This is a genomic window from Pseudomonas sp. PB106, from assembly GCF_009764645.1.
GTDB lineage: Bacteria > Pseudomonadota > Gammaproteobacteria > Pseudomonadales > Pseudomonadaceae > Aquipseudomonas.
Window position 1 is genome coordinate 60,471 of the sequence record NZ_RWIM01000022.1, and the last position, 24,036, is coordinate 84,506.

Sequence of the window (24,036 nt, forward strand, 5' to 3'; positions counted from 1 at the left end):
GGGGCCAGACCAGACACAGCAAATATCAGTGGGATTCCCCAGCCTTCAGCCCTTGCGGCAATTTCTTCGTTAACAAAATCGCCAACATACTGATCCCCAACGCAATCCCGACAAAATGAAACGCATCGTTGTAAGCCATGATCGCCGCCTGTTGATGGACGATCTCACTCAACTTGCCCAGTGCCGCCGTGTCATTGCCAAACCGGTCCGTCATCGATGCCAGGCGCTCGGCCACCTGCGGATTGGTCGGCACCACCGCCTCACGCAGATAATCGAAGTAGGTCTTGGTGCGCGCGTCCAGCAGCGTAGCGAGCAGGGCGATGCCAATCGCACCGCCAAGGTTACGCAAAATATTGAACAGGCTCGACGCCGATCCCGCGTCCTGCGGCAGGATGTACGCCGTGGCAATCAACGAAATCGTCACCATGATCAACGGCTGCCCCAGCGCCCGCACAATCTGAATCTGATTGAACTGCGGCCCGGCGAAATCCGGGTTGAGCACGCCCGAAGAAAAACTCGCCAGCCCGAACAAACCAAAGCCGAGCGTACACAGCCACTTCGGCGAAATGATCTTCATCAACTTCGGCACCAGTGGAATCAGGAACAACTGCGGCACGCCCATCCACATGATCACTTCGCCGATCTGCAGGGCGTTGTAGTTCTGGATCTGTGCCAGATACAGCGGCAACAAATAGATCGAGCCGTACAGCCCGACACCCATCCCCAGGCTGGAAATACTCGATAAACCAAAGTTGCGATTGCGCAGAATGCCCAAGTTGATCAGCGGATTCGGTTTGGAGATTTGCACGATCACAAAAGTGATCAAACTCACCAGCGCGATGCTGCCCAGCGTCACGATCAGACTCGATTCCAGCCAGTCCTTGCGATGGCCTTCTTCCAGAAAAACCTGCAAGCAGCCGAGGCCGATGCCCAGCGTGAGGATGCCGGTGTAGTCGGTGCTTTTCAGCAGCTCCCAGTGCGCTTCTTTCTTCTCCAGCCCATACATCAGCCCGGCAATCATGATCAGGCCCGGCGGGATGTTGATGTAGAAGATGTATTCCCAACCCCAGTTCTCCGTGAGCCAACCGCCCAGCGTCGGGCCGATTGACGGCGCGAATGTCGCGGTCATGGCGAACATCGCCATGCCTTTGGCGCGATGATGTTCGGGGAGTTTGATCAGGGTCAGGGTGAATGCCAGCGGGATCAGCGCGCCGCCGGTGAAGCCCTGCATGGCGCGGAAGACGATCATGCTCTCCAGGCTCCAGGCCATCGAACACAGCAGCGAGGACACCAGAAAACCCAGCGACACCCACACCGCCAGGCGTCGCGCCGACAGCAGCTGCACCAGCCATGCGGTCAGCGGGATCATGATGATTTCCGCGACCAGATACGACGTGGAAATCCACGAACCTTCTTCCAGCGTCGCCGACAGCGCGCCCTGAATGTCTTTCAGCGACGAGTTGGTGATCTGGATGTCGAGCACCGCCATAAAGGCGCCGAGCATTACGCTCATCACCGCAATCCAGTCGCGCCGGGTCGGTTCGCCGACCGGGCGGATCAGCGAATCACCGGCCATCTTCTGGGGCGTCTTTGATATTCACGGTGGCGGTGACGGACATGCCCGGGCGGATCTTGCCGTGCAACGGGTTATCGGCCTTGAAGGTCAGTTTCACCGGAATCCGTTGCACGACTTTGGTGAAGTTGCCGGTGGCATTGTCCGGTGGTAACAGGCTGAACTGCGCGCCGGACGCGGCGAACAGGCTCTCGACCCGCGCTTCGATTGGCGTGTCACCGTAGGCATCGAAGGTCAGCTCGGCTTTTTGTCCGGGCTGCATGTGGCCAATCTGGGTTTCCTTGAAGTTGGCCTGCACCCAGATGTCTTCATCCGGAACAATCGACAGCAGATAGGCGCCGGCCTGCACCACTTGGCCGTTGCGCGCGGCGCGCTGGCCAACGAGGCCGCTGATCGGCGCATGGATTTCGCTGCGGGTCAGGTTGAGTTCGGCTTGCGCCAGATCGGCGCGGGCGTTGGCGATCTGCGCGTCGAGGCGCTTGATTTCCGCGTTCAAGGCGTTGACCTGCTGACGCTGGCCTTGTGCATCGGCCTGCGCCTTGGTCACTTGCGAGCGAGCGATGTGAGTGTCGGCGGCGAGGGTGGTTACGCGCTCTTCGGAAACGTAGCCGGGTTTGCGCAGGGTTTCGGCGCGCGACAAGTCCATTTGCGAGCGGCCAAGGGTCGCTTGCGTGGTCGCCACTTGCGCATCGCTCGCGGCGATCAGGCTCGATTGCTGGGTCAGCTTGCTCTGCGCTTGCAGGCGTTCGGCCTCACGGGTGGCGAGGGCGGCATTGGCGCGGTCCACGGCGAGGCGGAAATCATTCGGTTCGAGGCGCACCAGCAACTGGCCTTTTTCCACGTGCTGATTGTCCTGCACCAGCACTTTATCGATGCGCGCGCTCAATTGGCTCGACACACGGGTGATTTCGCCCTGGACATAGGCGTTGTCGGTGCTTTCATAAAAGCGTCCCTTGAAAAACCAATGGGCGAAGAAGCCCCCGGCGATCAGCAGGACGAGCAGCAGGAAAATAAACAGGCGACGCTTGAGTTGGGCAGGCATGGGCAAACTGTAGTTGAGGAATTGTAAGGAAAGTTATCAGCCGGTGAATCTGGCATACAGCCGATAAACGGTAAATGCCATCCGCTGATATTTACCCATTCACCACGGCTTACGGGCGCTCCAGACGCAAACTTGGCTTAAATGCCCTGCCTGCTGGAGCCGGGCGGGTGTCGCCTGTTACCATTCGCCGCTTGATTGTTTTGCTTTTCATTCTTTTCGAGACATGCCATGACCACCGTCCGCACTCGCATCGCGCCATCGCCTACCGGGGATCCCCACGTAGGTACCGCTTACATCGCATTGTTCAACTACTGCTTTGCCAAGCAGCATGGCGGTGAGTTCATCCTGCGGATCGAAGACACCGACCAGTTGCGTTCGACCCGCGAGTCCGAACAGCAGATCTTCGACGCCCTGCGCTGGTTGGGTATCGACTGGAGCGAAGGCCCGGACGTTGGCGGCCCGCACGGCCCGTATCGCCAGAGCGAGCGCGGCGACATTTACCAGAAGTACTGCCAGCAACTGGTCGACATGGGCCATGCGTTCCCATGCTTCTGCACCGCTGAAGAACTCGATCAGATGCGCGCTGAGCAAATGGCGCGCGGCGAAACCCCGCGCTACGACGGCCGCGCGCTGCTTCTGTCGAAAGAAGAAGTCGCAGCCCGTCTGGCCGCCGGCGAACCCCACGTAATCCGCATGAAAGTGCCGAGCGAAGGCGTTTGCGTGGTGCCGGACCTGCTGCGTGGCGACGTCGAGATCCCGTGGGATCGCATGGACATGCAAGTGCTGATGAAGACCGACGGCCTGCCGACGTACTTCCTCGCCAACGTGGTCGACGACCATTTGATGGGCATCACCCACGTCCTGCGCGGCGAAGAGTGGCTGCCATCGGCGCCGAAACTGATTCTGCTCTACGAATATTTCGGCTGGGAACAACCAGAGCTGTGCTACATGCCGCTGCTGCGTAACCCGGACAAGAGCAAGCTGTCCAAGCGCAAGAACCCGACGTCGGTGACGTTCTACGAGCGCATGGGCTTCATGCCTGAGGCCATGCTCAACTACCTCGGTCGCATGGGCTGGTCGATGCCGGACGAGCGCGAGAAGTTCTCGCTGCAGGAAATGGTCGACAACTTTGATCTCAAGCGTGTTTCCCTTGGCGGCCCGATCTTCGACATCGAGAAGCTGTCGTGGCTCAACGGCCAGTGGCTGCGCGATCTGCCGGTGGAAGAGTTTGCCAGCCGCTTGCAGACCTGGGCGTTGAACCCGGAATACATGATGAAGATCGCGCCGCTGGTTCAGGGTCGTGTTGAAACCTTCAGCCAGGTTGCCCCGCTGGGCGGCTTCTTCTTCGCCGGTGGCGTCAATCCGGATGCCAAGCTGTTCGAATCGAAAAAGCTCTCGGGCGATCAGGTTCGTCAGTTGATGCAGTTGATTCTGTGGAAGCTGGAAAGCCTGCGTCAGTGGGAAAAGGACAACATCACCGCAACGATTCAGACAGTGGTTGAATCCCTTGAGTTGAAGCTGCGCGATGCGATGCCGCTGATGTTTGCTGCGATCACCGGGCAGGCGAGTTCGGTGTCGGTGCTCGATGCCATGGAAATCATTGGCCCGGATCTGACCCGTTTCCGTCTGCGTCAGGCGATTGACCTGTTGGGCGGCGTGTCGAAGAAAGAAAACAAAGAGTGGGAAAAGCTGCTGGGCGCTATCGCTTAAGCGTTTTTGTTCTCTGTAGGGGCTGCCGAAGGTTGCGATCTTTTGATCGTGCCTTCGGCGCTTCTCCCGAATTTACGGGGGGAGGGCGGTAAGTGATTGTTATGCCGACGAAAAACTTTGAAAAATTTCAAAAATAAGTTTGACAGGCTTTCGATACGCCCTTAAGATTCGCCCCGTCCTCAGCGATGACATCAACGATGAGGGGCTATAGCTCAGCTGGGAGAGCGCCTGCATGGCATGCAGGAGGTCAACGGTTCGATCCCGTTTAGCTCCACCAATTTACACTTCAAGGCCTGGCCACACCGGCTTTGAAGCGATCAACACTCAGCGTTGATCAGTTGTATAGAAGGGTTTGCGTCCCCTTCGTCTAGTGGCCTAGGACACCGCCCTTTCACGGCGGTAACAGGGGTTCGAGTCCCCTAGGGGACGCCAGTTTTACAGAAGCGATGTTGCAAAATGTCGCTCCGCCGCGAGGCGAAAAATCCGGGGCTTTAGCTCAGCTGGGAGAGCGCCTGCATGGCATGCAGGAGGTCAGCGGTTCGATCCCGCTAAGCTCCACCAATTTACACGTTCAAGGTCTGGCCACACCGGCCTTGAATCGATCAGCTCTCAGCACTGATCAGTTGTATAGAAGGTTTGTGTCCCCTTCGTCTAGTGGCCTAGGACACCGCCCTTTCACGGCGGTAACAGGGGTTCGAGTCCCCTAGGGGACGCCACGATTACCCGCTCTGCGGGATTTTATAAGGGTCATTCAATTATTGAATGGCCCTTTTGTTTGTCTGGCGTTTGGCCAACTCTCCTTCTTCCTTACACTGTGCTTCAGACCAGCGGTCATATTCTTGACTTGCAGATTATTATTATGCGAATAATATTCTAATCGTAATATTCGGAGGCAACGATGAACGATAAAAAAGCTCAAACCCGCGAACGCATCCTCAAGGCTGCCAGCGCCGCACTGATTCAGCGTGGCCCGGCCGATCCGAGCGTGGGCGAAGTAATGGGCGCAGCCGGCCTGACCGTCGGCGGCTTCTATGCACACTTCGAAAGCAAGGACGCCATGATGCTCGAAGCGTTCAAGCAATTGCTCGGTCGCCGCCGCGACCTGATTGCCGACATGGACGCCGAACTGACTGGAGAAGAGCGCCGCGCCTTGGTGGCTGCGTTCTACCTGTCGCGCAAACACCGTGATTCGAGTGACGCGGCATGCCCAATCCCGGCGTCTATCGGCGAATTGGGCCGCTTGCCGGAATCGTTCCGCATCGCGCTGAACGAACACCTGGAGTTGATGATTGCGCAGTTGGCGTCCAGCCCCGAGGACACCGACAAAGCTTTGGCCGACGTGGCCTTGATGGTGGGAGGTCTGGCACTCGCAAGAGCGCTCGGCCCGGGAGATTTGTCTGATCGATTGCTGCGCGCTGCCAAGTCGGCGGTGCGTTGACCTGAAGGCAGCAAGCCTGAGGAGAGAGCGATGAACACGTTGAAGTGGGTTCGTGGCGTTAATGGCACCTTGGGCTGGATTGCACCGCAACGGGTGGCGAGCAAGATGCGTCTTGCTTTCATGACGCCGCGCGCGCTGCCGCTGCGTGATTGGGAACTGCCGATGCTGGCCAGCGCAGAGCGCATCACCTTGCGTTTCGGTCTTTCAGCGCTGCGCTGGGGCCAGGGTCCTGCGGTGCTGCTGATGCACGGTTGGGAAGGGCGCCCCACTCAGTTCGCCGCGCTGATCACTGCACTGGTTGACGCCGGTTACACGGTTATTGCCCTCGATGGCCCGGCTCACGGTCGTTCACCTGGGCGCGAAGCTAACGTTGTTTTATTCGCCCGCGCCATGCTCGAGGCGGCCGCCGAGCTGCCGCCCCTGCAAGCGGTGATCGGTCACTCCATGGGCGGCGCCAGCGCGATGCTCGCCGTGCAATTGGGCTTGCGCACTGAAACCCTTGTCAGCATCGCCGCGCCAGCGCGCATTCTCGGCGTACTGCGCGGATTTGCCCGCTATGTCGGCATGCCGCCCAGAGCGCGTTCAGCGTTTATTCGCCAGGTCGAGCAAGACGTCGGTATGCGCGCCGCTACCCTCGACGTCGCCCACTATCAACTGGATATGCCCGGCCTGATCGTGCATGCCGAGGACGATAACTTCGTCTCGGTCAAAGAATCGCAACTGATCCACGAATCCTGGTTCGACAGCCGCTTGTTGCGGCTTGAGGGCGGTGGTCATCAGCGCGTGCTCGCCGACCCGCGAGTGATTGATGGCGTGTTATCACTGTTGGCCGGTCGCAGCCTGCAGGCGCGCCAATCGGCGTGAGCTCCGTTACACTGCCCGGGTTGAATACATTGACCGGGAGTGGGGCATGGGCTGGGATCGGGCAACGCCGTTTACCATTGATCTGCAAGTAGGCGCCGAAGACATCGACGGGCTGGGCCACGCGAACAACGCGGTGTACGTGACCTGGCTCGAACGCTGTGCCTGGCGCCACTCGCAGCGTCTGGGTCTGGATCTGGTCGAATACCGACGTCTGGATCGGGCGATGGCCGTCGTGCGTCACGAAATCGATTATCTGGCCGCCGCCTATGAAGGCGACGAGTTGCAATTGGCGACGTGGATCGTCGATTGGGATCAGCGTCTGAAGATGACCCGGCATTTCCAGCTCAAGCGCCCGAGCGACAACACCACGCTGTTGCGCGCGCAAACCACGTTTGTCTGCATCGAACTGTCGACGGGCAAGCCGAAGCGCATGCCAGCGGAGTTCATCGAAGGTTACGGCCCGGCAATCCAAGTCCCGGCCTGACACAATCCCTGTAGGAGCTGCCGAAGGCTGCGATCTTTTGATCTTGATTCTAAAAAACAACATAAAAAGATCGCAGCCTTCGGCAGCTCCTACAGGTGGTCGTGGGTTTAAGCCGCTCAATCCAGTAAACTGCCCCACGTTTTTTCCTCAAGTAGTGTTTTTCCCATGCAAATTGCTCTGGCGCCCATGGAGGGGTTGGTCGACGACATCCTTCGCGACGTGCTGACCCGCGTTGGCGGCATCGATTGGTGCGTGACCGAATTCATTCGGGTCAACGATCAGTTGCTCACGCCGGCCTATTTCCACAAGTTCGGCCCGGAGCTGCTCAACGGTGCCCGCACCGCGTCTGGTGTGCCGCTGCGCGTGCAATTGCTCGGCTCCGATCCAGTCTGCCTGGCGGAAAACGCTGCACTGGCGTGCGAGTTGGGCTCCGAAGTGATCGACCTCAACTTCGGTTGCCCGGCCAAGACCGTTAACAAGTCCCGTGGCGGCGCCGTGCTGCTGAAGGAGCCCGAGCTGCTCAATCAGATCGTCGAACACGTGCGCCGTGCCGTCCCTGCGCACATTCCCGTTACCGCGAAAATGCGCCTCGGCTTCGACAGTCCGGACGGTTCGTTGGTTTGCGCTACAGCATTGGCTGAAGGTGGCGCCGAGCACATCGTGGTTCACGCTCGAACCAAAATGGACGGCTACAAACCGCCCGCGCATTGGGAGTGGATTCCGCGCGTACAAGACGTGGTCAAAGTCCCGGTGTTCGCCAACGGTGATATCTGGAGCGTCGAAGACTGGCGCCGTTGCCGCGAAATCAGTGGCGTTGAAGACATCATGCTCGGTCGCGGTCTGGTGTCGCGTCCGGATCTGGCCAAGCAAATCGCTGCTGCACGCGCCGGTGAAGAAGTCGTCGAAATGACCTGGGCAGAACTGATGCCGCTGATTCAGGATTTCTGGCTGCAAGCCAAAGCACAAATGACCGCCCGCCAATCGCCGGGCCGTTTGAAACAATGGCTGGCGATGCTGACCCGCAATTATCCAGAGGCAACCGAGCTGTTTACCGTGCTGCGGCGCGAGACTGAGCCGGATCATGTCTCGCGTTTGCTCGGTCTGCCAGTCGCCGAAGCAGCCTGAAAAAAATCTGCAAATAATCTCTTGAAATCATTTCAGCGGTCCCTATTTAAGGGTTACGCGATGCCGAATTCGGGTCGCGGAGATAGAAAACCTTGCTGATTTTTTTCAGGAGATTTGCACCATGAGTACCGCATTTTCCCTCGCGCCACTGTTTCGTTCCTCGGTAGGTTTCGACCGTTTCAACGACCTGTTTGAGACCGCTTTGCGCAACGAGCCAGGCAGCAGCTACCCACCTTACAACGTCGAAAAGCACGGTGATGATCAGTACCGCATCGTCGTAGCGGCAGCCGGTTTCCAGGAAGAAGACCTGGAGCTGCAAGTCGAAAAGGGTGTGCTGACCATCAGTGGCGGCAAGCGTGACGCCAACGAAGGCGTGACCTTCCTGCACCAGGGCATCGCCCAGCGTGCGTTCAAGCTGTCCTTCCGTCTGGCTGATCACATCGAGATCAAGGCCGCGGATCTGAAAAACGGCCTACTGAGCATCGACCTGTTGCGAGTGATCCCGGAAGAAGCGAAAGCCAAGCGCATCCCGATCAATGGGGTGGAGAAGCCGGCGTTGCAGCACTGAGTCATGTGCCGTAACACAATCGTCTGATCAGACGATGAGCCGCTGAATGAAGGCCCCGATACGTCGGGGCCTTTTTTTGCGCGCAAGAAAACCGTTGTTCGGCTTTGCCGCTGGCGGCGGTTTCTCTACAATCCGCGGCAGTTTTGCCGACCCCCATTCCTCACCGGTCGGCCTGGAGCCTTTTTTCATGGACGAGATTCAACAGCGCTGGCTGTGCGCCCTGTCTGCGCCAATGGCGGCGATCAATACCGGCGCCAGCTACGACGACCCGGCCTTCTGCAACGATCGCTACATCGATCTGCAGAACAGTTGGGGTATCGATGATCGTGGGCAATTGTTCGACATGCTCGAACGGATGACCGACGACGGCCATGCCAAACACCTCAGCGCGGCCTATTTGGCGTGGCAACGTTGTCTGCCGACTGAATGGCAGGCCTTGCTTGAAGATCTCTCCTCCCGTGAACGGGTCCTGCATGAGTTTGCCAGCCGCACGTTCGGCAGTTGCGGGCCGGGTGGGATATTGTCCTGGGACTATGGCCGCATGGGCTTTCTCTTGCGTTGCGCGGTGCGCAATCAGTGGATCGACCTGGACGAAAGCAATTGGCTGCACAGCCGATTGGCCCTCAGAGCGCAATTTCACTACGGTAGCTGGATGGCGTATTTCGATGGCTTTGTGGTGGGCCGGACCTTCTGGTCCTGCCTGAGCGCCAGCGACGATGAGCTTGCGCATGAGCTGGACCGACAAGGCGCCAACGCCCTTAATGTGCGAATTGCCCGTGGGCTTGCCGAGAACATTCCTCAGTTCCTTGCTGATTTGCCGTGGCACATGGAAATCGATTTGCCGTCACGCCCGGCATCGCTCAAGGAGTTCGACTGGTCATGAGTTGCTGGATCCGCCTGGGCATCGAGCCTACTAACGACGAAACCCTGATTCGCAATGCTTACCGCGCACGTTTGCCAGCGCATCACCCGGAGACCGACCCGCAAGGCTTCCAGGCGCTGCGCGCGGCCTACGAAAACGCCCTGCGTCTGGCGCGTGAGGACGAGGAAGAAGAGCCCGAGGACGAGTACGAGTCCCAAGCCTCAGAACAGACTGTCGTAGAGGTCCCTCCAGTGTTCGGCGATTTTTGCGAGCTGCTGGATGATCCCGCGCGCCGGTTCAATTTCACCGCGTGGCAGGCCTTTGTTCGAGGGCTGGATGAGCTGTCGCTGGACGTGCTCGATGAACTCAGCTGGCCGCTGTACCACCGGATGGCCGATGCCGGTCCGTTGTCGTACCGCTGCGCGAATCTGTTGGCCAAGCGTATGGCCTGGGATCAACAGTTGCTGGATCTGGGTTTCGACGATGCGCATCAGGTGGGCTTCTTTCTCCAGCGAATCGAAACGCCGGATCCGTTCGATACGGATCTGATGAGCGCATGGTCAGAGGCCGCCCAGACTGAATCGCTGTGGTACGCCCGTAGCCTCGACTTCATCTTCAACCAGCGTCCACTCCATGAGTTCGTCGACTTCGCCAGTCAGCACACGTGCCTGCCATTGCCAAATGATGCCGCGTTCCTCAAGCGGCTGCTGGTGCAGTTCACTCAGGCAGGCATCGGCGTGCCGACATTTTTGCAGGGCTGCGTCGAGCAGCAGCTTGCAGCACCGGATGATGTCGACTGGCTTTACCTGTTGGCCTGTCAGAGCAGTCTGCTCGGGCGGGACGATCAGGCATTTCCTTGCTGGATCCGGCTGTGGAACGAGCACCGCCATCCGATGGCGGAAAGTCGTTTGCTGGAAATGTGCGCCAAGCGCCAGCCGACTTTTCTGCCGCTGTTGATTCAGGCGTTCGATCGCCTGCGGGGCATATCTGGGTGGTCAGACGATCTTGCCGATGACTGCCAAGTGTATGGCTGTCCGTCACAACATCCCGAGACGCTGAATCGTTGGCTGGGTGTTGGGCGGTTAAAGCTTGAGGGTCTTGCGCAAAACTTTGTCGATTGGCGCATGAGCGGTGATGAGCTGCCATTGCTTGCGCAATTGCTGGGCGAAAATGCCGACAGCCGATTACTGCATCTGTACCGCCACGCCTGGGCGCTGCATCGCGGTGATACAGCGTTGTTGCAGCAGATTGTGGATGCACCGCTGCCGATCGATGCCCTCGAAAGCCTGGTGATGAGCGGGTTCAAATATCAGGCTAGGCAACACCTGCGCTGGCTGGGCGAGGCACCGATTGCGCTGGCCATGAGTGCTTTCAGCGAAGCGGATTCAGGTGCACGGCCATTGCCGCAGGTGCTGACCGACGGCGAGTCGCACAAGGTCTGTCGGCTGTGGCTGCGTCGCTTGCGGCCTTACAATGACGCTGCGCTGGAACGAATCGCCGAAGCGTTCAAGTTGGCTGCGCTCAAAGACGACTGCGACTTGTCCGAACTCGATTTGATTCTGCAGTTGAGCCGGCGCGGTATTCAGTTGCCACCGGTCGGGCTGGGTGAGGCCACCTGGGAGTGGCACGCTCAGACCTTGTTTTTGCTGGCGTTGCTGGACCAGCCCGAACGCTGGCTGCAAATGATTGATGTGCAGTGCCTTGAACGCCTGCCATTCAATCCGGCTCATCCTTTGAGTCGACTGCAGCCACTGCTGCGGCGCTTGCTGCGCGAGCAAGGCAATTGCAACGGTTTGCTCGGATGGCTGCAAGGCAATGACCCGGTGCACGGCTTGTTGGTGCAGCAATTGTTCAGCGTACAACAGGCACTCGACAGTGTCCGGTTGCCGGCCAATACCCTGCTTTACACCTGCCTCGAAAGTGATCGAGCGGCATGTGGCGACGATTTGCTGGGTTTGATGATGTTCTGGGGCGTGCTCTATCACGACCCGAGCCTGAGTGCCGAGCAGCATCGCGCATTGTTGCAATCGATCGCGGCGATCAGTTGTGAAGACGACTGGTTCGAAGGCTTCCGCGACGGTTTGATCAAAGGCGAACCGGTGTGGCCGCCCCGCAAAGTGCTGACGGATTTTGGCGTCGACAAACTGCTGGCGTACGAGGCGCTGGACGCGCTCAAGGGCTTGATTCGTTATGGCGCTGCCGGCGTGCCGAAAACCCGGGTTCTGCGGCAGCTGCAGCAGGGCAAGGATGATCTGCAGAACAGCGTCGGCCTGCGCCTGGCCTTGTGCGCGTTATTGTCCTGGTCGGAACGATTACTGCTGGCGAAAAGCGATGTGCAGCCGGTACCGGCGACAGCGATCTGGCGTCTCGGCTCGCGGTTGGGGCGCAAGGCTTTTATCGCTCAGGTCTTGGGGTGTATGGTGATTGCGCCAGTGGCAGGGTTGATCAGTGGCACCACGGGCGCAGGCATTCTTATCCTGCTATTGGGCGTGCTGCTGGTGTTCGGCGCCATTCTGCGTCGATTGCACGACATGGGCAGAGGCATTCCGACGTTGCTGATCTTCATGGCGCTGACGCCGTTTTTGCCATTCCTGCCGTTGGTGTTGTTCGGGCTTGCCGGTGACAAGTTGCCCAACCGCTATGGTGTGCCGCCGGACAGCGGCGATACCGAGATGCTGTCGGGCGGCCTGCAGGCTGCATTGCGGCGACTCAACGGCTAGAGGCGCAGTTGATCCAGCGCCTTGTTCAGCTCTGAGCGATGGCTGGCAATCTCCGAGGGTTGCTGGCCGGCGAGCACGGTAGTGAAGTTGTGCAGCCACTCGGCAATGTGCTCGCGTTGCGTGCCGAGGCTCTGCATCCATGCCCGCTCCAGACGAGCCAGCAATGTGCGGTTGGGCAGTGCGTCGCGTGGATGGATCTTCAGCGTCGACAGCCGGTTATGGCTGTCGCGGCGCGCTTGCTCATCCAAACCCGTGGGGCTGCGGTCGATGCTGTGACTGTGGCGCTCGCCGGTTTCGAGCAGGGTGACGTCAACTTCGAGCAAACCGTTGATGTCATAACTGAAGCGTACATCCAGCGCCTGGATGTGCGCGATGGGCGTCAAGGTGACATCGAAAGCATCAATCAGAATGTTGTCGCACACCCACGGCCGCTCACCCTGATAGACCGCGATGCGCAGCAGCGCCTGCTGAGGATGGGTGGTGTAATAGCGTTCCACCCGTGACGTCGGGATGATGGTGTTACGTTCGATGATCGGCGAAAACGCTCCGTCGATGTCTTTGCCGCGGATGGTCTCGATACCCAGCGTGTACGGGCAGACATCCGTCAGAATCAACTCTTCAACCGCCCCGTCACGCGCTTTGCACGCCGCTTGCGTCGCCGCCCCCAGCGCAACAATGGTATCCGGATCAAGATGCCGGTAAGGCAGGCGCCCGAACAGCGTCGCGACCATCTGCTGCACCGCCGGCATGCGCGTGGCGCCGCCGACCAGCACCAGGCTGTCGAGGTCGCGAGGTTTGAGGCGAGCGTCGCGCAGGGCTTGTTCGATCGGAGCGCGCAAACGGGCCAGCAGCGGCTCCCAGATTTTCACCGCAGCCGCTTCGTCCAGCGACCATTCGAGCGTCTTGTCGCCATGGCTCCAGCTCAGAGGCTGAACACCATCAGCGAGTTTGCATTTCAGTTGCTCCAGCGCGTCGCCGAGGCTGGCCATGCTTTGCGCATCGACCATGGCCGGGGTCAGTTGCCAGTGCTTCAGGCAGGCGTGCAACAGTGCGGCCGTGAAGTCTTCGCCGCCGAGAAAGTTGTCGCCGGTGGAGGCGTGCACTTCGATCAGCGGCAAAGCGTATTCCAGCACCGTAACGTCGAAGGTGCCGCCGCCGAGATCGAAGATCAGCGTGCGTTCGAATTTCTGCTCATGCAGCCCGTAAGCCATGGCGGCAGCGGTCGGCTCGTTGATCAGGCGTGTCACCGAGAGCCCGGCCAGTTCAGCGGCAAACAGCGTGCGTTTGCGTTGTTCGTCGCTGAAATACGCCGGAACGGAAATCACCGCTTCCGACACAGGGTGTCCGAGAAAGGCTTCGGCGTCCTGCTTGAGTGAGCCGAGCACCAGCGCTGACAATTCTTCCGGACTGAACTGACGTGCACCGAGCTGAACTTGTTTATCGCTGCCCATGAAGCGCTTGAACGCTGCAGCGCTGCGTTCCGGGTGCGTAGTGAGGCGGGCGCGGGCGGCTTTGCCGACCAGAATCGTGTCGTCTTCATCGAGGCTGATCACCGATGGCGTCAGCACATCGCCCAGAGCGTTGGGAATCAGGCGGGCCTGACCGTCCTGCCAGACGGCGATCAGACTGTTGGTGGTGCCAAGGTCGATGCCCAGCAGAGCCGGGCGGGGGAGGGATGCATCCTGCATGACAGATCTCGAAACGGCGCAAAAACCGCGACCCTACAGGTTGCCGCAAACCGTGGCAATTGCGCTTCTGTTGCAACGTGCAGCGGTTAGGGCAGGAGCTTTTTCAGCTCTTCCAGCGCCACCGGTCGACTGTGTAGATAACCCTGATACAAATGGCAGCCCAGCCCTTGCAGGAATGCCAGTTGCTCCGGCGTCTCCACCCCTTCGGCAATTACCTCCAACTCCAGACTGCGCGCCATCGCCACGATCGCGCGGATGATCTCGGCATCGTTCGGGTCAGTCGTCGCATCACGAATAAACGACTGGTCGATTTTCAGCGTGTCCACGGGTAGGCGCTTGAGGTAAGTCAGCGACGAATAACCGGTGCCGAAGTCGTCCATGGCGAAGCTCACGCCAAGCTTTTTCAGACGGCGCATTTTGCTGATGGTGTCTTCGAGATTCTGGATGACGATGCCTTCGGTGATTTCCAGCTTGAGCAGCGAGCAGGGCAGGCCGTGGCTGGTCATGCTGTGTTCGATGCGTTCGACGAAGTCGTTCTGGCGGAATTGCCGTGGACTGATGTTCACGCACAGGCTGAAGTCGAGTGGGTCCACCAGTTTCAGGGCGATCAGTTGTTTGAACGCTTCGCAGGCCTCGTCGAGAATCCATGTGCCAACCTCGAGAATCAGCCCGCTGTCCTCCAGCACCTTGATGAACTCGGTAGGCGATTGCGCGCCAAGTTCCGGGTGATTCCAGCGCACCAGCGCTTCGGCGCCGATGATGCGGTTGTCCCGGGCATCGATCTGCGGCTGGAAATGCACGTTGAATTCGCCACGGGACAACGCCAGGCGCAAGTCGGTCTCCATGCGCAGCCGTTCGCTGGCCGCTTTCTGCATGGTGTTGTGGTACATCTGCGTGGTGTTGCGCCCCGAATCCTTGGCCCGGTACAGGGCGATGTCGGCGCGTTTGAGCAGATCAGTCGGCGTCGAGCCATGATCGGGAATCAGCGCCACGCCGATGCTCGGCGTCACTTGCAAGCGCTGGCCGTCGAGGAACATCGGCTCCGAAAGCAATTCACGCAAGGTGTCGGCGAGATTGCGCACTTGCGCGCTGACGTCATTACGCGAGCCTTCGAGGCCGCTGAGCAGCACCACGAATTCGTCACCGCCCAGACGCGCAACGGTGTCTTCCATGCGCACGCTGGCCTCCAGTCGCGCCGTGATGATTTTCAGCACCGTGTCGCCGACCGGGTGGCCGAGCGAATCGTTGATGTGTTTGAAGTGGTCGAGATCGAGGAACAGCAAGGCGCCGCGCAGATTGTGGCGCTTGAGCAGGGCAATTTGCTGGCTCAGGCGATCCATCAGCAGGGCGCGGTTGGGCAGGTTGGTCAGCGGGTCGTGGTAGGCGAGGTGACGAATCTGCGCTTCAGCGTTTTTCAGCAGGCTCACGTCCCGCGCCGTCAGCAGCAGGCATGCGGTTTCATTGAGGGTGATTGGCTCGACCGAAACTTCCACCGTCAGCAATTCGCCGCGCTTGTTGCGCCCGAGCATTTCCTGGTGGTGCACGCGGCCCTTGATCTGCAGCTCGGCCAGTAGCGCCGAACGCTGTTTTTCCTCAGCCCAAATCCCGACCTGATAAACGGTTTTGCCCACCACTTCGTCGGCGCGATAGCCGGTGAGCCGGCAGAAACCGTCGTTGACCTCCAGATAGCGCCCGGTGTCGCGCTCGGTAATGGTGATCGCGTCGGGGCTGGAGTGAAACGCCTTGGCGAATTTTTCTTCGCTGGCCTTGAGCGCCGCTTCCGAACGCTGCTGCTGGGTTATATCGCGCAAAGTGGTGACGATGCACGGTTGGTCGCCGACGCTGATCTGCCGGCTGGAAATCACACAGGTCAGCGACTGGCCGTCCTTGTGCTGGACAATGATCGCGACATTGCTCAGGCCCTGCTCGCGGATCACTCGCTCGATCCGTTGCAGGCTTTTTGCCGAGGCGTCCCACAAGCCGATTTCTTCGGCGGTGTGGCCAATCACGTCGGCGGCGCTCCAGCCGAAGGTCTGACTGAAGCTGGAGTTGATCTCGATGAACTCTCCGCTGTCCTGGCGGGTGACGCAGATCGGGTCGGGGCTGACCTGGAATAACGTGGCGAATTTCTCCTCTGAAGCCACCAGGCGCTGTTCGCGCTCGACCTGATCGGTGATGTCCAGTAGCGTGCCGGCCATGCGCAGCGGCGCGCCGTTGTCGTCGCGGTAGAGGCGGGCGCGGCTTTCCAGATAGCGCGAACTGCCGTCCGGCAATTGCACGCGATAAGTCAGCTGATAATTGCCCGCCGGGCCTTCGCGCAGACTGCGATAGGCGTCGCGCATGCTGTCGCGTTCCTCGCCTGGAACGCCTTCGAAAAATTCGTCGAACGACTCATGGAACGGCTTCGGTTCGAGGCCGTGCAGTTGCGCGGCCCGGGCCGAGCCGTAAAGCATGCCGCTGGGAATGTGCCAGTCCCACGTGCCGAGTTGCGCCGAATCCAGCGCCAGGTCGAGGCGTTCCTGGCTGTCCTTCAACGCATGTTCGGCGGCTTTGCGCTCAGTGGTGTCGAGAAACGTGCTGAGCAGATACGGCTGGCCTTCGAGCTCGACTTTCTGGGCGCTGAGAATACCGTCGTGCACCTGGCCGTTGCTGGCGCGAAACTGCACTTCCATGGCGATCAGTTCGCCCTTGGTATTGGTTTTCTTGACCAGCTCGGCGCGTTGCTCCGGGTGCACCCACAGGCCGAGTTCCAGCGTGGTACGGCCGATGGCACTCTGCACCGGCCAGCCGAACAGGCTTTCGAAATACTGATTGGCTTCGCTGATCAGGCCGTCTTCCTGGCGAGTCAGCAACACCATGTTCGGACAAAGATGAAACAGTGTGGCGAAACGTTTCTCCGAGCTGCTCAGCGCCTGTTCACGTTGACGCTGATGGGTGATTTCGCGAATCACCCCGATCATTCGGGGCCGGCCGTTTTTATCCGGCAGCAAGCTGCCGCTGATCTCCAGCCAGTGCAGGCTGCCGTCAGGCCAGCGGATGCGGTGGTGCATGGCTTGTTCCAGCGGTGCACCGGCGATCACCGCGTGGAAGGCGCGAACGGTTTTCGCGCGGTCCTCCGGCGGCAGCAGGTCGAGATATTCCAGGTCTTCAGGCAACGGTTGCCGAGGGTCAAAGCCGAACAAGGCCTGAGTGCCGCGTGACCAACTGATCTGCCCGCGCTCGATGTCCCAGTACCAGGCACCGAGCCGGGCGCCATTAAGCGCGGCGAGCAATTGCGGCGCGCTCTCCCAGCTCTGCTCGGAATGACGCGGGTCAATCGCCTGAATACGCGGCATCGGCGGAATTCGGTCAACAGATTTCGGCATTGTGGACAGGCCTTGAGCTGATGGTGGCATTAGGCACAGGGGCAGCGGCTCTATAGGAGTAGCACAAGTAGGCCTTAAGTCCCTGGCAAATCGATTTGTGCATCCAGCAATGCCATGAAGGCTCTTGCCGCATTCGATAGCGTCCGTTCGGTGTGCAGGATATAGCCTAGCTGGCGACTGAGCTGTATGCCCGGCAATGCGATGCTTGCCACCTGTTCATCGAGCATGGTCCGTGGCAAAACGCTCCAGGCGAGGCCAATCGAGACCATCATCTTGATGGTTTCCAGATAGTTGGTGCTCATGGCGATGTTCGGCGCCAGGCCTTGGGCCTCGAACAAGCGTTGGACAATATGGTGGGTAAAGGTGTTGCCGCCGGGGAAAACCGCCGGATGACCGGCAATGTCCGCCAGACTGACGGCGCCGTTATTGATCAGCGAATGCTCTGGGGCGACTACGAAATCCAGCGGGTCGTCCCACACTGGCGTGGCTTTGACCAGTGTGTGGGGTTCCGGGGCGAGGGTGATGACTGCCAATTCGGCGCGACCATGGAGAATTTCCTCGTAGGCCACTTCCGAATCGAGGAACTGAATATCCAGCGCCACTTGTGGGTAACGGCGGGTGAATTCCCTTAACAGCGGCGGCAAACGGTGCAGGCCGATGTGGTGACTGGTGGCCAGGGTCAGGCGCCCGCTGACTTCACCGGTCAGATTGGTCAGGGCGCGGCGGGTGTCGTCGAGCACGTTGAGAATCTGATAGGCCCGAGGCAGCAGGGCGCGGCCAGCCTCGGTCAGACCGACTTCCCGACCGAGCCGATCAAACAGACGCACCTTCAATTGTTGCTCCAGCCCGGCGATGCGTTTGCTGATGGCAGGCTGCGTCAGGTGCAGCCGTTCGCCGGCGCCGGAGAAGCTGCCGGTCTCGGCGATGGCGATAAAAGCGTTGAGGTTGGCCAGATCCATGTTCGTATTCCAGTTGGTTATCCAAAGCATAAAAAATATGAATTTGAGTTATTTAATCTAACCCCATAGGATCGGCCTCACAAGCCAAAGGGTTATTGATAAGCCCAGGGCATAGAAACAAGCTGATGAGGAACCGTCTGATGGCCAGCAAAACGCTCTACGACAAGCTCTGGGATTCGCACTTGGTCAAGCAGCGCGACGATGGCTCTGCGCTGATCTACATCGATCGTCACATCATTCACGAAGTGACCTCGCCGCAAGCCTTCGAAGGCCTGCGTCTGGCCGGGCGCAAGCCTTGGCGCATTGATGCCAACATCGCGACCCCGGACCACAACGTACCGACGACTCCAGAGCGCAAGGGCGGCATTGAAGCCATTGCCGACCAGGTCTCGCGTTTGCAGGTTCAGACCCTCGACGACAACTGCGATGAATACGGCATCGTCGAATTCAAGATGAACGACGTTCGCCAAGGCATCGTCCACGTGATCAGCCCGGAGCAGGGTGCAACCTTGCCGGGCATGACCGTGGTCTGCGGCGACTCGCACACCTCGACCCATGGCGCGTTCGGCGCTTTGGCTCACGGTATCGGCACTTCCGAGGTTGAGCATGTGCTTGCCACTCAGTGCCTGGTGGCCAAGAAAATGAAAAACATGCTGGTTCGCGTTGAAGGGCAATTGCCGTTCGGCGTGACCGCCAAGGACATCGTCCTCGCGGTGATCGGCAAGATCGGCACCGCTGGCGGTAACGGCCACGCCATCGAATTCGCTGGCAGCGCGATCCGCGACTTGTCCGTCGAAGGCCGCATGACCATCTGCAACATGTCCATCGAAGCCGGCGCCCGCGTTGGCCTGGTGGCAGCGGATCAGAAGACTGTCGATTACGTGAAGGGCCGTCCATTTGCTCCGAAAGGCGCGGAATGGGACATGGCCGTTGAAGCCTGGAAAGGCCTGGTTTCCGACGCGGATGCCAAATTCGACACCGTCGTCGAACTCGACGCTGCGCAGATCAAGCCGCAAGTCAGCTGGGGTACTTCCCCTGAGATGGTTTTGGCCGTTGATCAGAACGTGCCGGATCCGGCCAAAGAAATGGATCTGGTCAAACGCGACTCGATCGTCCGTGCTCTGAAATACATGGGTTTGACCGCCAATCAGGCGATCACCGACATTCAGCTCGATCGCGTGTTTATCGGCTCCTGCACCAACTCGCGGATCGAAGACTTGCGTGCTGCGGCGGTGATCGCCAAGGGTCGTAAAGTTGCTTCAACCATCAAGCAAGCGATCGTGGTGCCGGGTTCGGGTCTGGTTAAAGCGCAGGCTGAGGCCGAGGGTCTCGACAAGATTTTCCTCGAGGCCGGTTTCGAATGGCGTGAGCCGGGTTGCTCGATGTGCCTGGCGATGAACCCGGACCGTTTGGAGTCCGGCGAACATTGCGCCTCGACGTCCAACCGTAACTTCGAAGGCCGTCAGGGCGCCGGTGGCCGTACCCACCTCGTCAGCCCGGCCATGGCGGCGGCGGCAGCGGTGAACGGTCGTTTCATCGACGTTCGTGAATTGATTTAAGGAGCGCAGCATGAAAGCTTTTACCCAGCACACTGGACTTGTCGCGCCTTTGGATCGTGCCAACGTCGACACTGACCAAATCATTCCGAAACAGTTTTTGAAGTCGATCAAGCGCACCGGTTTCGGCCCGAACCTGTTCGACGAATGGCGTTACCTCGATGTCGGGCAACCGTATCAGGACAACTCCAAGCGTCCGCTGAACAAGGACTTCGTCCTCAACGCCGAGCGTTACCAAGGCGCCAGCGTGTTGCTGGCCCGCGAGAACTTCGGTTGCGGTTCCAGCCGTGAACACGCGCCGTGGGCGCTGGAAGAATACGGTTTCCGTAGCATCATCGCGCCGAGCTACGCCGACATCTTCTTCAACAACAGCTTCAAGAACGGCTTGCTGCCGATCATCTTGAGCGACGCTGAAGTCGATGAGTTGTTCAAGCAGGTCGAGGCCGAGCCGGGTTATCAGTTGCAGGTCGATCTGCAGGCGCAGACCGTGACCCGTCCGGATGGCAAGGTGTACAGCTTTGAGATCGATGCGTTCCGCAAGCATTGCCTGTTGAACGGTCTGGACGATATCGGTTTGACCTTGCAGGACGGCGATGCGATTGCGACGTTTGAGGCCAAACATCGGGTTAGCCAGCCGTGGTTGTTCCGCGACGCATAAGCAAGATTTGGAATTGATGTAGGCAGGGCCGGCCCCATCGCTGGCAAGCCAGCTCCCACAGTAATTTGCGGTGTTAGCAAAACCTGTGGGAGCTGCGGTGCGACGATTCGACTTGCCAGCGATGAGGCACTCAAAAGCACTACAAGACTCACCCTAAAAAGGAAGAAGTCCCATGACCAGCACCGCCCAACACACTCAGGTCGTACAAAAGCAATTCGGTGAACAGGCCGCCGCCTACCTGAGCAGCGCCGTTCACGCTCAAGGCACCGAATTCGCACTGCTACAAGCTGAGCTGGCCGGGCAGGGCGAGGCGCGGGTGCTGGACCTGGGTTGCGGCGCCGGGCACGTCAGTTTCCACGTTGCACCGCTGGTCAAGGAAGTAGTCGCCTACGACCTGTCGCAGCAAATGCTCGACGTGGTCGCCGCCGCTGCGATTGATCGCGGCATGAGCAACATTGCCACGGTCAACGGCGCCGCCGAGCGTCTGCCGTTTGCCGATGGCGAGTTCGACTTCGTGTTCAGCCGTTATTCGGCGCATCACTGGAGCGATCTCGGCGTGGCCCTGCGCGAAGTGCGCCGGGTGCTGAAGCCGGGCGGTGTGGCGGCGTTCGTGGATGTGTTGTCACCGGGCAGTCCGTTGTTCGACACTTACCTGCAAAGCGTCGAAGTGCTGCGCGACACCAGCCATGTGCGCGATTATTCTGCCGCTGAATGGCTGCGTCAGGTCAGCGAAGCCGGTTTGCATGTGCGTAGTACCACGCGGCAGCGCCTGCGTCTGGAGTACACCACCTGGGTTGAGCGCATGCGCACACCCGAAGTGATGCGTGCGGCGATCCGCCAGTTGCAGCAGTCGATGGGCAACGAAGTGCGCGAATATTTTGAGATCGATGCCGACGGCTCGTTCAGTACAGATGTAATCGTACTGATGGCTGAGCGCTAAGAATTTTTCCGGGCGCGCCTGAGATGGCGCACCGACTGAAGACACGAGGAAAGCATGAGCAAGCAGATTCTGATTCTCCCAGGTGACGGTATTGGTCCGGAAATCATGGCCGAAGCGGTCAAGGTGCTGGAACTGGCCAACGACAAGTACAGCCTGGGCTTCGAGCTGAGCCATGACCTGATCGGTGGCGCCGCCATCGACAAGCACGGCGTGCCGCTGGCCGACGAAACCCTCGACCGTGCCCGCGCTGCCGACGCCGTACTGCTCGGCGCCGTTGGTGGCCCGAAATGGGACACTATCGAGCGTGATATCCGCCCTGAGCGCGGCCTGCTGAAAATCCGTGCGCAACTGGGCCTGTTTGGCAACCTGCGTCCGGCGATTCTGTACCCGCAACTGGCCGAGGCTTCGAGCCTGAAGCCGGAAATCGTTGCCGGCCTGGACATCCTGATCGTTCGTGAGCTGACCGGTGGCATCTACTTCGGCGCACCGCGCGGCACCCGCACTCTGGAAAACGGCGAGCGTCAGTCCTACGACACGCTGCCGTACAGCGAAAGCGAAATCCGCCGCATCGCCCGTGTCGGTTTCGACATGGCCATGGTGCGTGGCAAGAAACTCTGCTCGGTGGACAAGGCCAACGTGCTGGCGTCCAGCCAACTGTGGCGTGAAATCGTCGAAGAAGTGGCCAAGGATTACCCTGAAGTCGAACTGAGCCACATGTACGTCGACAACGCCGCCATGCAGCTGGTGCGTGCACCGAAGCAGTTCGACGTGATCGTCACCGACAACATGTTCGGCGACATCCTCTCCGACCAGGCCTCGATGCTCACTGGTTCCATCGGCATGCTGCCCTCGGCCTCGCTGGACACCCACAACAAGGGCATGTACGAGCCTTGCCACGGTTCGGCGCCGGACATCGCCGGCAAAGGCATCGCCAACCCGTTGGCGACCATTCTGTCGGTATCGATGATGCTGCGTTACAGCTTCAATCTGCAGGATGCGGCTGATGCCATCGAAAAAGCCGTCAGCGTCGTGCTCGACCAAGGTCTGCGCACTGGCGACATCTATTCGGCCGGTTGCACCAAAGTCGGTACGCAGGAAATGGGCGACGCAGTAGTCGCCGCGCTGCGGAATCTGTAATCTCTCGGGCCCGCTGCGAAATTCAATACAAAGCAGCGGCCCACTTTTCAAGAAGGTGTAGTTGCGATGAAACGTGTAGGTCTGATCGGTTGGCGCGGGATGGTCGGTTCCGTGCTCATGCAGCGGATGCTGGAAGAGCAGGATTTCGATCTAATCGAGCCGGTGTTTTTCACCACTTCCAACGTCGGTGGCCAAGGCCCGTCCGTGGGCAAGGACATTGCTCCGCTCAAGGATGCTTACAGCATTGATGAGCTGAAGACCCTCGACGTGATTCTGACCTGCCAGGGCGGCGACTACACCAGCGAAGTGTTCCCCAAGCTGCGCGAAGCCGGCTGGCAGGGTTACTGGATCGACGCGGCCTCGAGCCTGCGCATGAACGATGACGCAGTGATCATTCTCGATCCGGTCAACCGCAAGGTCATCGACCAGCAGCTCGACGCGGGCACCAAGAACTACATCGGCGGCAACTGCACCGTCAGCCTGATGCTGATGGGCCTGGGCGGTCTGTTCGAAGCCGGTCTGGTCGAGTGGATGAGCGCCATGACCTATCAGGCGGCCTCCGGTGCCGGCGCGCAGAACATGCGTGAACTGATCAAGCAAATGGGCGCGACCCACGCCGCTGTTGCCGATCAACTGGCCGATCCGGCCAGCGCGATCCTCGACATCGATCGCCGTGTTGCTGATGCCATGCGCAGCGAAGCGTACCCGACCGAAAACTTCGGCGTACCGCTGGCCGGCAGCCTGATCCCTTGGATCGACAAGGAACTGCCAAACGGCCAGAGCCGCGAAGAGTGGAAAGCTCAGGCCGAGACCAACAAGATCCTCGGTCGCTTCAAGAGCCCGATCCCGGTCGACGGCATCTGCGTGCGCATCGGCGCCATGCGTTGCCACAGCCAGGCGCTGACCATCAAGCTGAACAAAGACGTGCCAATCGCGGATATCGAAGGTTTGATCAGCCAGCACAACCCTTGGGTCAAACTGGTTCCGAACCAGCGCGAAATCAGCATGCAGGAGCTGAGCCCGACCAAGGTCACCGGCACCCTGAATGTTCCGGTCGGCCGTCTGCGCAAGCTGAACATGGGTTCGCAGTTCGTCGGTGCCTTCACCGTCGGCGACCAACTGCTGTGGGGCGCGGCCGAACCGCTGCGTCGCATGCTGCGGATCTTGCTGGAGCGTTGATCGCTTGAAGCAATGAAAGAGCCCGTGCCTTGAAAGAGGTGCGGGTTTTTTTATGCCTGGGGTTTTTCTGCAGTCTGTTCTGGCCCCATCGCTGGCAAGCCAGCTCCCACAGGGATTTCTGGAGTACATAAAATCTGTGCATCACACCGCCCACTGTGGGAGCTGGCT

At 59.7% G+C, this 24,036-nt stretch carries 18 protein-coding genes and 4 tRNA genes; 17 read left to right on the forward strand and 5 right to left on the reverse strand.

Annotation, left to right across the window (positions count from 1 at the left end; genetic code table 11):
• Positions 1 to 25: 25 nt before the first annotated feature.
• Positions 26 to 1,516 carry an MDR family MFS transporter gene (locus tag EJA71_RS04350; protein WP_178113650.1) on the reverse strand — a complete coding sequence of 497 codons (1,491 nt, stop codon included), beginning with the start codon at positions 1,514 to 1,516 and terminating at the stop codon, positions 26 to 28.
• 49 nt (positions 1,517 to 1,565) lie between these two features.
• A complete protein-coding gene (locus EJA71_RS04355; protein WP_158954622.1) occupies positions 1,566 to 2,615 on the reverse strand; it encodes an HlyD family secretion protein in 1,050 nt (349 codons plus the stop codon).
• 228 nt (positions 2,616 to 2,843) lie between these two features.
• Here EJA71_RS04355 and gltX point away from each other — a divergent pair, with 228 nt between their 5' ends.
• The 12 genes from gltX (at position 2,844) to EJA71_RS04415 (ending at position 12,386) form a co-directional block, all read left to right on the forward strand.
• Positions 2,844 to 4,325 (forward strand): glutamate--tRNA ligase, encoded by a 1,482-nt coding sequence (gene gltX / locus EJA71_RS04360; RefSeq protein WP_158954624.1) that lies wholly within the window; start codon positions 2,844 to 2,846, stop codon positions 4,323 to 4,325.
• A 201-nt stretch (positions 4,326 to 4,526) separates the two neighbouring features.
• A tRNA-Ala gene (locus EJA71_RS04365) sits at positions 4,527 to 4,602 on the forward strand.
• Between the two features lie 79 nt (positions 4,603 to 4,681).
• Positions 4,682 to 4,757 (forward strand) — tRNA-Glu (locus EJA71_RS04370).
• A gap of 53 nt (positions 4,758 to 4,810) precedes the next feature.
• Positions 4,811 to 4,886 (forward strand) — tRNA-Ala (locus tag EJA71_RS04375).
• Between the two features lie 79 nt (positions 4,887 to 4,965).
• Positions 4,966 to 5,041: transfer RNA gene (locus EJA71_RS04380), tRNA-Glu, on the forward strand.
• A 182-nt stretch (positions 5,042 to 5,223) separates the two neighbouring features.
• Entirely contained in the window at positions 5,224 to 5,763 is a 540-nt protein-coding gene (locus EJA71_RS04385) for a TetR/AcrR family transcriptional regulator (protein ID WP_007913421.1), read from the forward strand.
• A gap of 30 nt (positions 5,764 to 5,793) precedes the next feature.
• On the forward strand, positions 5,794 to 6,627 hold the full coding sequence (locus EJA71_RS04390) for an alpha/beta fold hydrolase (RefSeq protein WP_158954626.1): 834 nt from the start codon (positions 5,794 to 5,796) through the stop codon (positions 6,625 to 6,627).
• A 46-nt stretch (positions 6,628 to 6,673) separates the two neighbouring features.
• Positions 6,674 to 7,111 carry a thioesterase family protein gene (locus EJA71_RS04395; protein WP_158954628.1) on the forward strand — a complete coding sequence of 146 codons (438 nt, stop codon included), beginning with the start codon at positions 6,674 to 6,676 and terminating at the stop codon, positions 7,109 to 7,111.
• A gap of 165 nt (positions 7,112 to 7,276) precedes the next feature.
• Entirely contained in the window at positions 7,277 to 8,236 is a 960-nt protein-coding gene (locus EJA71_RS04400; RefSeq protein WP_116031011.1) for a tRNA-dihydrouridine synthase, read from the forward strand.
• Positions 8,237 to 8,357: 121 nt separating this feature from the next.
• Positions 8,358 to 8,804, forward strand: coding sequence for an Hsp20 family protein (locus EJA71_RS04405; RefSeq protein WP_093432063.1), 447 nt, complete (start codon positions 8,358 to 8,360; stop codon positions 8,802 to 8,804).
• Positions 8,805 to 8,991: 187 nt separating this feature from the next.
• Positions 8,992 to 9,687, forward strand: a complete 696-nt coding sequence (locus tag EJA71_RS04410; protein WP_158954630.1) for a DUF1266 domain-containing protein — start codon at positions 8,992 to 8,994, stop codon at positions 9,685 to 9,687.
• Entirely contained in the window at positions 9,684 to 12,386 is a 2,703-nt protein-coding gene (locus tag EJA71_RS04415) for a DUF805 domain-containing protein (RefSeq protein WP_158954632.1), read from the forward strand. Before EJA71_RS04410 ends, EJA71_RS04415 begins: the two co-directional genes overlap by 4 nt.
• Here the strand turns inward: EJA71_RS04415 and EJA71_RS04420 are convergent.
• The 3 genes from EJA71_RS04420 to EJA71_RS04430 form a co-directional block, all read right to left on the reverse strand.
• Positions 12,383 to 14,074 carry a molecular chaperone HscC gene (locus tag EJA71_RS04420; RefSeq protein WP_158954634.1) on the reverse strand — a complete coding sequence of 564 codons (1,692 nt, stop codon included), beginning with the start codon at positions 14,072 to 14,074 and terminating at the stop codon, positions 12,383 to 12,385. The genes EJA71_RS04415 and EJA71_RS04420 overlap by 4 nt on opposite strands.
• Positions 14,075 to 14,160: 86 nt before the next feature.
• Positions 14,161 to 17,439, reverse strand: a complete 3,279-nt coding sequence (locus EJA71_RS04425) for a PAS domain S-box protein (RefSeq protein WP_158954636.1) — start codon at positions 17,437 to 17,439, stop codon at positions 14,161 to 14,163.
• Between the two features lie 74 nt (positions 17,440 to 17,513).
• Entirely contained in the window at positions 17,514 to 18,398 is an 885-nt protein-coding gene (locus EJA71_RS04430) for a LysR family transcriptional regulator (RefSeq protein ID WP_158954638.1), read from the reverse strand.
• A gap of 140 nt (positions 18,399 to 18,538) precedes the next feature.
• On the opposite strand from EJA71_RS04430, the gene leuC reads away from it, so the two are divergent.
• From leuC to asd, 5 genes are all read left to right on the forward strand, one after another.
• Complete coding sequence (leuC, locus tag EJA71_RS04435; RefSeq protein WP_158954640.1) at positions 18,539 to 19,957, forward strand: 3-isopropylmalate dehydratase large subunit; 1,419 nt, start codon at positions 18,539 to 18,541, stop codon at positions 19,955 to 19,957.
• A 10-nt stretch (positions 19,958 to 19,967) separates the two neighbouring features.
• On the forward strand, positions 19,968 to 20,612 hold the full coding sequence (leuD, locus tag EJA71_RS04440) for a 3-isopropylmalate dehydratase small subunit (protein ID WP_007913445.1): 645 nt from the start codon (positions 19,968 to 19,970) through the stop codon (positions 20,610 to 20,612).
• 172 nt (positions 20,613 to 20,784) lie between these two features.
• A complete protein-coding gene (locus EJA71_RS04445) occupies positions 20,785 to 21,552 on the forward strand; it encodes a class I SAM-dependent methyltransferase (protein WP_158954642.1) in 768 nt (255 codons plus the stop codon).
• Positions 21,553 to 21,606: 54 nt separating this feature from the next.
• The gene (gene leuB / locus EJA71_RS04450; protein WP_158954644.1) at positions 21,607 to 22,689 is read left to right on the forward strand and encodes a 3-isopropylmalate dehydrogenase; all 1,083 of its coding nucleotides are present in this window, start codon (positions 21,607 to 21,609) and stop codon (positions 22,687 to 22,689) included.
• A gap of 66 nt (positions 22,690 to 22,755) precedes the next feature.
• Positions 22,756 to 23,868 (forward strand): aspartate-semialdehyde dehydrogenase, encoded by a 1,113-nt coding sequence (asd, locus tag EJA71_RS04455; protein ID WP_007913448.1) that lies wholly within the window; start codon positions 22,756 to 22,758, stop codon positions 23,866 to 23,868.
• Positions 23,869 to 24,036 lie beyond the last annotated feature (168 nt).

Bases quoted from the DNA above. Each gene is read 5' to 3' on its own strand.
- asd (WP_007913448.1), top strand. From the start codon at position 22,756: ATGAAACGTGTAGGTCTGATCGGTTGGCGCGGGATGGTCGGTTCCGTG.
- EJA71_RS04405 (WP_093432063.1), top strand. From the start codon at position 8,358: ATGAGTACCGCATTTTCCCTCGCGCCACTGTTTCGTTCCTCGGTAGGT.
- EJA71_RS04420 (WP_158954634.1), bottom strand. From the start codon at position 14,074: ATGCAGGATGCATCCCTCCCCCGCCCGGCTCTGCTGGGCATCGACCTT.
- EJA71_RS04400 (WP_116031011.1), top strand. From the start codon at position 7,277: ATGCAAATTGCTCTGGCGCCCATGGAGGGGTTGGTCGACGACATCCTT.
- EJA71_RS04445 (WP_158954642.1), top strand. From the start codon at position 20,785: ATGACCAGCACCGCCCAACACACTCAGGTCGTACAAAAGCAATTCGGT.
- EJA71_RS04390 (WP_158954626.1), top strand. From the start codon at position 5,794: ATGAACACGTTGAAGTGGGTTCGTGGCGTTAATGGCACCTTGGGCTGG.
- leuB (WP_158954644.1), top strand. From the start codon at position 21,607: ATGAGCAAGCAGATTCTGATTCTCCCAGGTGACGGTATTGGTCCGGAA.
- EJA71_RS04425 (WP_158954636.1), bottom strand. From the start codon at position 17,439: ATGCCGAAATCTGTTGACCGAATTCCGCCGATGCCGCGTATTCAGGCG.
- EJA71_RS04355 (WP_158954622.1), bottom strand. From the start codon at position 2,615: ATGCCTGCCCAACTCAAGCGTCGCCTGTTTATTTTCCTGCTGCTCGTC.
- EJA71_RS04395 (WP_158954628.1), top strand. From the start codon at position 6,674: ATGGGCTGGGATCGGGCAACGCCGTTTACCATTGATCTGCAAGTAGGC.
- gltX (WP_158954624.1), top strand. From the start codon at position 2,844: ATGACCACCGTCCGCACTCGCATCGCGCCATCGCCTACCGGGGATCCC.
- EJA71_RS04385 (WP_007913421.1), top strand. From the start codon at position 5,224: ATGAACGATAAAAAAGCTCAAACCCGCGAACGCATCCTCAAGGCTGCC.
- leuD (WP_007913445.1), top strand. From the start codon at position 19,968: ATGAAAGCTTTTACCCAGCACACTGGACTTGTCGCGCCTTTGGATCGT.
- EJA71_RS04430 (WP_158954638.1), bottom strand. From the start codon at position 18,398: ATGGATCTGGCCAACCTCAACGCTTTTATCGCCATCGCCGAGACCGGC.
- EJA71_RS04410 (WP_158954630.1), top strand. From the start codon at position 8,992: ATGGACGAGATTCAACAGCGCTGGCTGTGCGCCCTGTCTGCGCCAATG.
- leuC (WP_158954640.1), top strand. From the start codon at position 18,539: ATGGCCAGCAAAACGCTCTACGACAAGCTCTGGGATTCGCACTTGGTC.
- EJA71_RS04415 (WP_158954632.1), top strand. From the start codon at position 9,684: ATGAGTTGCTGGATCCGCCTGGGCATCGAGCCTACTAACGACGAAACC.